The organism is Arthrobacter sp. Hiyo1 (assembly GCF_001263615.2).
Taxonomy (GTDB): Bacteria; Actinomycetota; Actinomycetes; order Actinomycetales; family Micrococcaceae; genus Arthrobacter.
On the sequence record NZ_DF952468.1, the window covers coordinates 402,857 to 414,383 of the forward strand.

Annotated in this window: 8 protein-coding genes and 4 pseudogenes; 8 read left to right on the forward strand and 4 right to left on the reverse strand. The window is 63.5% G+C overall.

The features are described from left to right. The 5 genes and pseudogenes from AHiyo1_RS01790 to AHiyo1_RS28145 form a co-directional block, all read left to right on the forward strand. Positions 1 to 399, forward strand: a pseudogene (locus AHiyo1_RS01790) (SURF1 family protein); the annotation flags it as partial. Next, complete coding sequence (locus AHiyo1_RS01795) at positions 396 to 914, forward strand: DUF3817 domain-containing protein (RefSeq protein ID WP_059387423.1); 519 nt, start codon at positions 396 to 398, stop codon at positions 912 to 914. The pseudogene AHiyo1_RS01790 and the gene AHiyo1_RS01795, both read left to right, overlap by 4 nt. A 121-nt stretch (positions 915 to 1,035) precedes the next feature. After that, positions 1,036 to 2,640 carry a glutamine-hydrolyzing GMP synthase gene (gene guaA, locus AHiyo1_RS01800; RefSeq protein WP_059387424.1) on the forward strand — a complete coding sequence of 535 codons (1,605 nt, stop codon included), beginning with the start codon at positions 1,036 to 1,038 and terminating at the stop codon, positions 2,638 to 2,640. A gap of 128 nt (positions 2,641 to 2,768) precedes the next feature. Beyond that, positions 2,769 to 6,587: pseudogene (locus AHiyo1_RS01805) on the forward strand (AAA family ATPase); the annotation flags it as partial. Between the two features lie 122 nt (positions 6,588 to 6,709). Then, positions 6,710 to 6,955, forward strand: a complete 246-nt coding sequence (locus AHiyo1_RS28145) for a hypothetical protein (protein WP_445286177.1) — start codon at positions 6,710 to 6,712, stop codon at positions 6,953 to 6,955. Between the two features lie 19 nt (positions 6,956 to 6,974). Here AHiyo1_RS28145 and cpaB read toward each other — a convergent pair whose 3' ends face one another. The 3 genes from cpaB to AHiyo1_RS01820 all read right to left on the reverse strand — a co-directional run bounded on the left by cpaB (position 6,975) and on the right by AHiyo1_RS01820 (position 8,955). Next, positions 6,975 to 7,730, reverse strand: coding sequence for a Flp pilus assembly protein CpaB (gene cpaB, locus AHiyo1_RS01810; RefSeq protein ID WP_172465467.1), 756 nt, complete (start codon positions 7,728 to 7,730; stop codon positions 6,975 to 6,977). Positions 7,731 to 7,931: 201 nt separating this feature from the next. Next, positions 7,932 to 8,195 carry an FmdB family zinc ribbon protein gene (locus AHiyo1_RS01815; protein WP_059387425.1) on the reverse strand — a complete coding sequence of 88 codons (264 nt, stop codon included), beginning with the start codon at positions 8,193 to 8,195 and terminating at the stop codon, positions 7,932 to 7,934. Positions 8,196 to 8,349: 154 nt separating this feature from the next. Next, the gene (locus AHiyo1_RS01820) at positions 8,350 to 8,955 is read right to left on the reverse strand and encodes a 5-formyltetrahydrofolate cyclo-ligase (RefSeq protein ID WP_059387426.1); all 606 of its coding nucleotides are present in this window, start codon (positions 8,953 to 8,955) and stop codon (positions 8,350 to 8,352) included. Between the two features lie 117 nt (positions 8,956 to 9,072). On the opposite strand from AHiyo1_RS01820, the gene galU reads away from it, so the two are divergent. Both galU and AHiyo1_RS01830 read left to right on the forward strand, forming a co-directional pair. Beyond that, positions 9,073 to 9,978: a UTP--glucose-1-phosphate uridylyltransferase GalU gene (gene galU / locus AHiyo1_RS01825; protein WP_059387427.1), complete on the forward strand. Its 906-nt coding sequence runs from the start codon at positions 9,073 to 9,075 to the stop codon at positions 9,976 to 9,978. A 6-nt stretch (positions 9,979 to 9,984) separates the two neighbouring features. Next, positions 9,985 to 10,604 (forward strand): annotated as a pseudogene (locus AHiyo1_RS01830) (GNAT family N-acetyltransferase). Here the strand turns inward: AHiyo1_RS01830 and AHiyo1_RS24080 are convergent. Then, complete coding sequence (locus AHiyo1_RS24080; RefSeq protein WP_148667386.1) at positions 10,601 to 10,861, reverse strand: hypothetical protein; 261 nt, start codon at positions 10,859 to 10,861, stop codon at positions 10,601 to 10,603. The pseudogene AHiyo1_RS01830 and the gene AHiyo1_RS24080 overlap by 4 nt on opposite strands. A 51-nt stretch (positions 10,862 to 10,912) precedes the next feature. On the opposite strand from AHiyo1_RS24080, the pseudogene AHiyo1_RS24385 reads away from it, so the two are divergent. Beyond that, positions 10,913 to 11,527: pseudogene (locus AHiyo1_RS24385) on the forward strand (hypothetical protein); the annotation flags it as partial.

Below are 11,527 nucleotides of genomic sequence, written 5' to 3' on the forward strand. Positions count from 1 at the left end.
CTCCTGCCGTCCGAGGCGCCGGTGCCAAACGTCGACGCCGGAGCGGGACGCGCCTCTGCGGTCTCCGTCGCGGAACTCATCAACACGTGGGACGTCTCGAGCTATCCCGGCTTCGTCGCCGCGACGTCGGAAGTATCCGCGGGCAAGACCCTCGAACTTCCAGCGCAGCTGAAGCCCTTGAATATCCCGGCCCAACCACCCAACCAACAGATCAACTGGCTCAACCTTTTCTACTCCGTGGAATGGGTTGTCTTTGCAGGATTCGCCCTCTACATCTGGTGGCGCATGGTGGCCGATGACTACCGGCGCACCCTTGAAGACGACGAGGAAGAGCCCGACGACGAACACCCGTCAGACGATTTGCCAGCAATTACCAAGCCAGAACAGGTAAAGCCATGATTGAGCCCAAACCGGCCATCCAGCCCGAACAGTCCGGAGAATCCGCCGCGAAGCCAAGGGCGGCCAAGAAGCGCCGCTTCGGCGGAACGACGGCGCAGATCCGCTCGGCCCTGAAGTTCTACAAAGTCATGGCTTACCTCACCGGCACCATGCTGTTGCTTCTGTGCGCCGAACTCGTCGCGCGCTATGTGTTCGGCGTGTATCTCTTCGCCGGCGGTACCAATGCGATCACCGGTCAGCCTTTCGGTTTCGGATTCGCCGACGCCGAGTCCAAGGCGGTCCTGGGCGGGGTCAACGTTTCCGTGGGGGTCCTGATCGTCCACGGTTGGATGTACGTGCTGTACCTCATCTCGGATTTCCGCTTGTGGTCGCTCATGCGCTGGCCGTTCACCAAGCTCGTCCTGCTCGCCTTGGGCGGCGTCGTCCCTCTCATGTCCTTCATCGTGGAGAAGAAGTTCCACTCTGAGGTAGAGATGGAACTCGCCGCGAATCCGCAGGCCTCCAAGCGCTACTGACGGGCGTGGTCCGGCGGTCACTGTGAGATCGCTAACGTCGGACTGGTTCCGGGGCTGATTTCCGGGCTTCACGACCGCCTTCAAGGTGCACCGGGGCATCCCGGCAAAGTAGGCTGTTACGGTGACTACTCCCACCGCACCCTTCAGTTCTGAAGCTCAGACTTCCCAGAAGCCGGTGCTGGTTGTTGACTACGGTGCCCAGTACGCGCAGCTGATTGCCCGCCGCGTCCGTGAAGCGAATGTGTACTCGGAAATTGTTCCGCACACGTTCACCACCGAGCAGCTTCTGGCCAAGAACCCGGCAGCGATCATCCTCTCAGGCGGACCTTCAAGCGTTTATGCCGAGGGTGCCCCGAAGGTTGGCGCGGACCTTTTCGAGGCCGGCGTCCCGGTCTTCGGTATTTGCTACGGCTTCCAGGCCATGGCGAACGCGCTCGGCGGCAAGGTCGCTCAGACCGGTCTGCGGGAGTACGGCGCCACCGAGGCCACCACCGTCGGTGAGGCGCGCTCCATCCTTGCAGGTGTCCCGGACTCCCAGAACACCTGGATGAGCCACGGAGACTCCGTTCACGAGGCTCCTGAAGGCTTCGAGGTCCTGGCGACCACCGCCGGAGCACCTGTGGCTGCTTTCGCGAACGAAGAGAAGCATCTCTACGGCGTGCAATGGCACCCGGAAGTAAAGCACTCCGTCCACGGCCAGCAGGTTCTGGAAAACTTCCTGTTCAACGGGGCAGGCCTGAAGCCGAACTGGACCACAGGCAACATCCTGGACGAGCAGGTGGACCGGATCCGCCGGCAGATCGGCGATTCCAAGGTCATCTGCGGCCTCTCCGGCGGCGTCGACTCGGCCGTTGCCGCAGCCCTCGTGCAGCGCGCCGTTGGCGATCAGCTGACCTGCGTCTTCGTGGACCATGGCTTGCTGCGCGAAGGCGAAGCCGAACAGGTCGAGCGTGACTTCGTTGCCGCTACCGGCGTCAAACTCTACGTCGCCAACGAGCAGGAGCGTTTCCTGTCCGCCCTGGCCGGGGTCAGCGATCCCGAAACCAAGCGCAAGATCATCGGCCGCGAGTTCATTCGTGCGTTTGAGGAAGCAGAGCGGGCCATCATTGCCGAGGCTGCGTCCGAAGGCGAGAGCATCAAGTTCCTCGTCCAGGGCACCCTGTACCCGGACGTCGTCGAATCCGGCGGCGGCGAAGGTGCCGCGAATATCAAGAGCCACCACAACGTGGGCGGCCTTCCCGAGGACCTGCAGTTCGAACTCGTTGAACCGCTCCGCGCGCTGTTCAAGGACGAGGTTCGTGCCGTGGGCGCGCAGCTCGGCTTGCCGCAGGAGATCGTCGGACGCCAGCCGTTCCCCGGACCCGGCCTCGGTATCCGCATCGTCGGCGACGTGACCAAGGAACGGCTCGACCTCCTTCGCAAGGCGGACGCGATTGCGCGGGCTGAACTCACGGCGGCCGGACTCGACAATGACGTCTGGCAGATGCCTGTCGTGCTGCTGGCCGACGTCCGCAGCGTTGGCGTGCAGGGCGACGGCCGCACCTACGGACACCCGATCGTGCTGCGTCCGGTTTCGTCCGAGGACGCCATGACCGCCGACTGGTCGAGGCTTCCGTATGACCTCCTCGCCAGGATCTCCAACAGGATCACCAACGAGGTTGATGGCGTCAACCGCGTGGTACTTGATGTCACCAGCAAGCCGCCGGGAACCATCGAGTGGGAATAGCATTCTGAGTGACCGGCCTCTGTTCCAGGGGCCGGTCACTTTGTTTTTCCCCTGAAATCAGCGCCAATTTGCCTTTCCACCAGTGTTGCGGTGCGGACTGCCGGTCGATTCCCGCTACCCTCGAAAGTATGCCGATTTGGTCCAAGTCGTCTCGAGCTATAACAGAAAAGAAGGCAGCGGTGTCAGTAGGTCAAAGCCACGAAGAGAGCTCCATAGAGCTTCGGAAATGGCTGTCGGGGCTCAAGCCCGTGACTGGCGCGGACACCATGCTGCGCTTCGTCAAGACGCCGGAAGGGTCGATAGACCTAAGCAACGGCCACCCCTCAGGCCTGGCACAGCTCCTCGCCGGACGTCGGACCCGTCTTTCCACCTTGATCCGGGATCGCCAGCAGTATCTTGTTGCCGCGCGTGCAGCCAGGAACCTTCGCTCAAAGATTTTCGAACTGGGAAATGACCGGGGAATCGACGCCGGCTATCTCTCCTGCGGCACGGTCGTGTGGACGTCGGCGGTGGGAGGGAAACCCCAACGAGTCTCCGCCCCCGTCATGTTGGCAGCCATCTCACTCACGGCGCGGCCGGGCGAAGACGACTACGAGCTGCAACTGACCGAGCAAGCGGGCATCAACCCCGCGTTGGTCCGGCATTTGAAGACCGTCCATGGAATCGTCTTTGACGTCAACGCCGTGAGCCGCATGGCCTACAACACCGCGCGCCTTGACCCGCTGCCGGTCCTCGACCGTCTTGCCACACTGGTACAACCGATCCACGGTGCCGAAGTAACCCCCAATCTCCTCATCACGACGTTGGCGGATCTGTCCGGGAACTTGGACGACCCCTGGATCAACGAGAACAGCAGCGTCGTTGCCTCCCTGTTTGAAGCCGCCAACGGCGGCGATGTGGAACCCGAACCCATCAAGTCCGGACGGTTCCCGAACCTCGACGAGCGCGACCCCGCCGAAGAATCGCTGCTCCTGGACGCGGACTCGGATCAGCAGTACGTCGTGGATGCCGTCCGGGCAGGGGACTCGCTCGTGGTGAGCACCCCACCAGGCAGCGGCCAGACCCAAACCGCGATCAACGCCATCGGTGCCCTCGTCAACGAGGGGAAGTCGGTGCTTGTGGTGGGCGACCGGCGGGCGAGCCTCAACGGCCTGGCCGGCCATTTTGAAGCCCTTGGCCTTGAATCGATGCTGTTCAGGCCAGGCAACGGTGCCACGCCCCAGCAGCTCAAGGGTCAACTGATCAGCGCGATTATCCGCAACGAGAAGTCGCTGGAGCCGCAACTCGCGAATCTCCACAAGACCTTGACCGAGCACCGCCATGCACTCATGGACCACGTCGCGTCTTTGCACAACGTACGCCAGCGCTGGGGGTGCTCGCCCTACCAGGCAATGCAGTCGCTCGCGGAGCTCACCTCGATCCACCCTGCCCCCGCTACGACGGTGCGCTTGAAGCGCAGCGTGCTGGACAATATCAAAGACCGGGCCGAGCTGGCCGAGAGACTGCGCCGCGCTGCGGAGCTTGGCAGCTTCAGCGTGAATCGACGTCGAGCCCTTGGTACGGGGCCCGCCTGGTCACGCGCAAGGAGACCGAGGAAGCCCAGCAACTGGCCAGGAGTGCCGCCGAACAACTTCCCCGGTTGCGTGAACGGATGAACCAGGTTGCGGAGCACTCCGAAATCCGGCTTGGGGCGAACTTCGCCGAATGGGGCGCGCAGCTTGAACTCTTGATGGCGGTCCGGGAGAGCCTGGACAAGTTCACCCCGGATATTTTTGACCGGCCGGTCCACGACCTGATTTCGGCCACCGCTACCTCCGCTTGGCGCCGTGAGCGGGGAGTCGAGATGCCCTCGATGCAGCGCTCCCGCTTGCGTCGTGTGGCAAAGGAATATGTCCGCCCCGGTGTCCACATTGCGGATCTGCACAGCTCCTTGGCGCTCGTTCAGGAACAGCGGGCACTGTGGGCCCAGTACGCGACCACCCAGCGCCATCCGGCAGTGCCCTCCGGACTTGCCGACCTCGGCGCGAGCTACCGCGAACTGGACCGGGATCTCCGCCGCTTGGGCGATTGCCTCCAACACACCGCGGCCGGCGGCGACCTCCACGCGACGCGCTACGAGGATCTCATGGAGCGGCTTGAGCGCCTTGTGGCGGACACCGGCACTTTGGAGACACTCCCGGAGCGCACCCTTCTGGTCGAGAACATGCGCGAGCACGGACTCGCCGAGCTTCTTGCTGACCTGGCTGAACGCGAAGTGCCTGCCGAATCTGTTGCCGCGGAACTGGACCTCGCCTGGTGGCAGTCCGCCCTGGAAGCGATGATCAGCGGTGACGACTACCTCGCGATGTCCGACGGCGATTCCCTTCGCCGTCTCGAAGCGGAGTACCGCCTGGCGGACCACGCGCACATTGCCAGCGGGGCCGCGCGCCTGCGGTGGAAACTTGCCGAAATGTGGCGGGCTGGAATCGCCGAACACCCCCGCCAATCGGAGCTCCTGCGGAACCTGATCAAAGACGGCCGCGTTACCCTGTCCGCGCTCAGTGCCCAGGCGCCCGCCCTTGTGTCCCGCTTGGTTCCGGTGTGGTCCATCAGTCCGTACCTGCTGACGAGCCTCTTGCCCGCAGAACAAAAATTCGACGCGGTGGTGATTCTCGATGCCGAGAGCACATCGTTGCAGGCCGTCCTGCCGGCCATTGCCCGGGCCCAGCAAGTGGTTGCCTTTGGCGACGCGAAGATCGCCAATGCCCGCACTTTCAGCGTCGCCGTGGAGCCACCCATGGCCGGAGCCGCAAGCCAAGACACCGTGGACAGTGCATTCAATGCCCTGGCCCGGGTCCTGCCCACCTGGCAGTTGAACTGGGTGTATCGCGCGGTCGACGAAGATCTCGTGCTGCAGTTGAGCAAGAACTACTACAACGGTGGCCTTCGCCGGCTGCCGGACGGGCAGTCCGTAACCGGGTTGGACCGCTCGGTGGTAGTTGAGTACATCCCGGATGGTACTGGCCTTCCCGGGGCGGATCACGAAGGTGTCGAATCGGTCGCCGCGGAAGTGAACCGTGTGGTTGACCTGGTGTTTCAACACGCCAGTCTGCGGCCAAGGACCTCGCTCGCCGTGGTCACCGCAAGCCTGCGGCATGCCGCAAGGATCGGCGAGGCCATCAGGCTCCAGCTCCCCAACTATCCGCTGCTGTCGGGTTTCTTCAACGCCGGTGCGGAGTCCTTCCGCGTGGTGGATTTGGAGCGCGCACAAGGACTGGTCCGCGACCACATCATCTTCTCCCTGGGCTTTGGGCGCACCCCGCACGGCCGGGCTCTGCACAGTTTCGGGCCGCTCTCCGTCGAAGGCGGGCGAAACAAGTTTGCCTTGGCAATGACCCGATCCCGGAGGTCGTTGCACGTCCTGAGCTGCTTCCGTCCGGAGGACCTCGACCTGGACAGGTTGGCTCACGGCGCCGTTGATTTCCATGAACTCCTGGACCGTGAATTGTCCGGGAATTCGGACCTGGGGACGCCCGCCACCAGGGCTGCTGCCAGCGAGCAGGCGCTCGGTGAGGATCCGTTGGTGGCGGATCTGGGCGAGCGGCTCCGTGCACGCGGAGCCCGGGTGTGGCACCACTACGATGGAGCCTTGGACATTGCCGCGGCAGCCGATCCCGTGCACACCATAGGTCGCGATGACACCGAAATGCCCACCCCGGTGGCCATTGAATCGGATGGCACGGAACGATACCGCCGCATGAGCGTCAGGGAGCGCAGCAGGCTCCGGCCCCAACTTCTGGAACGCCTGGGTTGGCGTTACATGTCCTTGTGGACCATTGAAGTATTCACGGATCCTTCGTCCTGCGCCGACCGCATCGGTTCCTATCTGGGGCTGGAGAAGCCGACGGCACCCTCGTATGGTGCCGTCCAGGATGGATTCCTGGATGTTGATGTTGAACAATTGGAACTGAACAGTCAGGCGGACCCGGCCACGGCCGGGCCTGATGGTAGGCAAGGCCCCCGCGGTATGCAAGGCCCCCGCGGTACGCAAGGCACTGGCTCGGGACCGGCGATCCCCTAAGGAAGCGCAATGGCGGAAAGCAAAAGCACTCAATCCAAGCGCGCTGCGGACACCAGTGCCGATGCGCTGGGCCCTGACGCGGAGTTGGACGGGCAGGAGAAAACAAAAGTGAAGCCCGCACCGGAGCGGAAGCCGGCAGGAGAGAGTATTCTGCCCAAGAAAGCCTCCGAGGATGATCCACGCCGTTGGGGCGATGAGCCTGGCTATGACCACGACGCCTGGCTGAAGGAGCAAAGGCCCCCGCACTGGGGCTGAACCCTCCATTTGCTCGTGGTTATCCGGCCGGGGCTCGGGATTGCCGGTTGTCAGAGGGATTGACGAGGACAAAGAACAGTTTCCCTCGCGTGGAAGCTCCGGCGAGGATTTCGGCCTGTTGCGGATTGGCGGCGACAACCACAAGGCCGTCCGCCTCATTCGTGCCCAACCATTGGGTGGCCTTGCCTCCCTGCCCGGATGTCCACAAGACCGGGACCGCAGATGCCAGGAGTTCGGATTTCTTGCCGGGCCCTTCAGGCCCATCTGCTGCGGTGAGCACAACGTCGACCACCTGGCCCGGCGAGATGAGCTGGATTGAAGCGGGATCGGCCATGCGAAGTGGAACGGCCGCCGTCGCGGGTGCGGTGCCGGTGAGCAGGCCCGGTCCCAGGAGTTGGGCGTCCGTGGGGATCTGCCCCTTTCGCAGGGGCGAGGCAAGCTGCTTCCCGCCGTATCCGGTTTTGGGGGAGAGCGCCCCCGCGGGAACTCCATCTGGAAGGACTTCGAGGGGTTTGAGGTCGGAATCCATCAAAGTGGACCCGGCGGGAAGATCCCGCGCGGCGGCCAGGACCGTGACTCGCTGCTCCGAAGGGGGAGTCAGCTGGTGGACCGCGATCCCGGCGGCCACGCATAACAGAAGGGCCACCACGAGGCGGCGGTTGTGGTTTAGCCAGCCAGCGAAGCGTCGATGCCCGGATTGTCGCGTGGGAGCGCCGAGGCGCCCGCCCGCCCTGAAAGGAAGAACCTGAAGGCGACGCGTACGGGCCATGCTCATCGGCGACGGGATCCTATCGCGCGGAAGCGACGAAGATCCGGCAGGCACAGGGCCCGGGGATACGTTCGGGATTTTTGGCATGGTGCCACGCTAACGGGGCACGCAGGTCCCGTGGCAGGGCCCTATTGAGCTATGTGGAAACGTTGAGTTATGTGGAAACGTCGTGCTATGTGGAAAACCGGGGGCAGCCGGAAACGGCTATCAGCTCGCGGCAGCCGCCGGAACCGACGCCGGAGCCGGAGACGCAGCTGGTGCGGCGGGAGCGGCCGAAACGGTGCTTCCCTTGGAATCCCGGGAGTCGGTGCGGTAGAAGCCCGATCCCTTGAAGACGACGCCCACGCTGTTGAACTTCTTACGCAACGACCCTTGGCATTCAGGGCAGTCGGACAGCGAGCTGTCCGTGAAAGCCTGAACGATGTCAAAGGCATGTCCGCAGTCTTTGCAGGCATAGGCATATGTGGGCACTGGTGATCCTCCTCCGGGACGAACTGCAGGTCCTGTGCTGCCAAGGCGGATTGTTCCGTCCATTAGCAGTCGCAGGGCCTGAGTGCCAATTCTATCATCCGGAGTCGAGGCCGCTACTACGGAATGTGGCGGAGTAGACAGACCTCAAACTCGGTCAAGCCGCCGCAACCAGGCGTACAACCCGGTTAGGGGTAAGTGCCTCGGCCACGGGCTTGTCGAACGATTGTGCGGGGATCGTCCCCGCGGGCAGCACTTCGTGGTCATATACGACGGCGACAGTCGGCGGACGCTGCCCGTCGGCGTCGAGCTTGTCGAGGAGCCGGTCGTAGTAACCGCCCCCTTGCCCGATACGGTTTCCGCTTTCATCGACCGCGGTGGCCGGAAGGAAGATTCCAGCCGCATCCTTGATGACGCCACTGTCGAATCGTTCGCCCACGGGCTCGTCAATCGGGGCGTAGTTCGAGCGGACAAAAGACGTTTCCGGTGTCCAATAGACCCAGCTCAGACGCCGTTCCGGTTCACAGACGGGAAGGAGGACCCGGTGCCCGGCGGCGTGGAGCGCAGCGAGCAAGGGCATTGTCGGCGGCTCGGCAGCCACGCCGACATAAGCGGCGAAAGTCGACGGATTCCCTTGGGTAACCGCATCCGCCCACAGGAGGCCATGGCGGGCAATCCCCGTTCCAGCGTCAGCACGCTGTTGCGCGGTCAAGGTGAGCCTGCGCTTGCGGTTGTCCCGGCGGATATCGTCCTTCAAAGTCATCTTTGCTCCAGTTCTTGGTGCTGTGCGGCCCGGGGATGGGCAGGAAAGGGAGCTTCACCGCTGTGCGCCCCGGGACTCTTTTGCCCAATGTCCAGCTCCTTCCGTTAGATTAGTCCGGTGACTTCCAATAGCTGCGCCGTCCGCAAGGCCGTGATCCCCGTTGCGGGGCTCGGTACCAGATTCCTGCCGGCTACAAAGGCCATGCCCAAGGAAATGCTGCCGGTGGTCGATAAGCCGGCCATCCAATACGTGGTTGAGGAAGCCGTGGGCGTCGGCCTCAACGACATCCTGATGATCACGGGACGCAACAAACGCGCATTGGAAGACCACTTTGACCGTGTTCCGGCGCTTGAAGCGACCCTTGAGGCCAAGGGAGACATCACCAAATTGGACGCTGTACAGGCCACGAGCGGCCTGGGCGACATCCACTATGTTCGCCAAGGCGACCCCAAGGGCTTGGGCCATGCGGTGCTGCGTGCCAAGCAGCACGTCGGCTATGAGCCGTTCGCGGTTCTTCTCGGTGACGATCTGATCGACGCCCGGGACACACTCCTCAGCGACATGATTGAGGTTCAGCAGAAGACCGGCGGATCCGTCGTAGCCCTCATTGAGGTGGAGCCCTCCCAGATCAGTTCCTATGGCTGCGCTGACATCGAGGATATCGGCGAAGACGGCTACGTCCGGATCAAGCAGCTTGTGGAAAAGCCAGCCGCAGATGAAGCTCCATCAAACCTGGCCGTGATTGGCCGCTACGTGCTTCACCCCGCCGTATTTGACGTCCTTGAGCACACCGAGCCGGGACGCGGCGGGGAAATCCAACTGACGGATGCCCTCCAGGTCCTGGCCGCCGAGGAGGGCGAAGGCCGCGGCGTGTATGGAGTGGTCTTCCGTGGCCGTCGATACGACACCGGGGACAAGCTGAGCTACCTCAAAGCCTGCGTCCAGCTGGCGTGCGACAGCGAAGACCTCGGTCCCGGTCTGCGTGAGTGGTTGCCCGGCTTCGCCGCCGGCCTCAGCAAGTAGCTCATCGTGTGGGGGTCGGCCATTTGGCCGGTGACGTTGGAGAGTGGCGACCTCATCTTGCGTCCCATTCACTACCGGGACAAGAAGGAATGGACCGAGGTCCGCTCACGCAACAGTGATTGGCTGGCGCCTTGGGAAGCCTCCAACCGGCCCCTGGCGGTCGCCTGCCGAATTATCGGCAGATGGTGGCTTCCCTCAACTCGCAGGCTCGGCAAGCGAGTGCCCTTCCGTTCGTGATCACGGAGCGCATTCCCGGGTTCCCGGAGCCCAGGATCGTCGGGCAGCTCACGGTCTCCTCGATAATGTGGGGGTCGGCGATGACGGCCACGCTTGGTTATTGGGTCGACCAGGCGCGGGCCGGCCGCGGAATAGCTCCCACCGCGGTTGCCATGGCCACCGAACATTGCTTTGAGGCTCTGGGCCTGCACCGGATGGAGATCAACATCAGGCCCGAGAACGGGCCGAGCCTACGCGTCGTTGAGAAGCTGGGATTCCGCGACGAAGGCCGCCGTGAGCGTTTCCTCCACATCAACGGGGAATGGGCTGACCACCGAAGCTTTGCGTTGACCTCGGAAGAGGTCCCCGGCGGTTTGCTGGCCGCTTGGCTGAGACGCGGAGCCAACTAGTCGGCCAGGTGGATGAGAGCCGGTAAATCCATTGATTTGCCGACTCTCCGACGACACACCGTGGGCAATGCGGCGGCCTCTGCGTATTTCCTTCTACGGTTTTGATTGTGGACTTCCCTCTCAGCAGCTCGGTGATATTGGTCATTGCTGTCGCGCTGTGGATTGTTTGGGTTGCGCCATACATACTGCGGAATCGTCACAACCACGTCCAAATGGCCGGTGACATCCCGGCAGATGTCATCGACGAAGACGCTCATGAACTGCAAGCCGGGGTGGTTCTGTCAATCACCCCTCGGCAGGAGAAAGCAATGGAAACCATGCAGAGCACCGCAACCGCATTGCCCGAGGTATCGGCCGGCGCCGGCGAACGGCGTGATGCTGCATCGGATGCGGCGGTCTTCAAAGTCAGGTACGGGCGCTGCGCCCTTGCACTCGGCGGTCTCCTCCTGCTGTTCACGGCGGCCGTTTCAGGCGTTCTTCGCATTCTTGGCCTCGTTTCGGGTTGGCTGCCGCTGGCATCCATCGTCGGTGTGGTCGGGACCGTTTTCCTGCTTCGCCGGCTCGCCATCAGGGACCGCCGGGCGAAGATGAACAGGGCCTTCCGTAATGCAATGGGTCCCGCGGTCGAGAGCCCCCGCGCAAATGCGCCGGCGTCGGACCGACCTGCGACCAAGATCTTCGACGCCGAAGCGCACGCCCGTGAGGCCACCCGACTGACCGCCGTCGAGCTCCGTCAGGCCGCCCTTAACGTTGCCGTCGCCGCCGGCGACAACACAGTTCGGTTTACGGCGGAATCCAAAGAGTCTGAATGGCGGCCGGTGGACGTACCCAAACCAACATACGTCGACGCCGCCAAGGCGCCTCGACCGGCGCCCGAACCCTCGACTTGCCTGAGGCCCCCAAGCCGCTCGGCAAGCCGACGC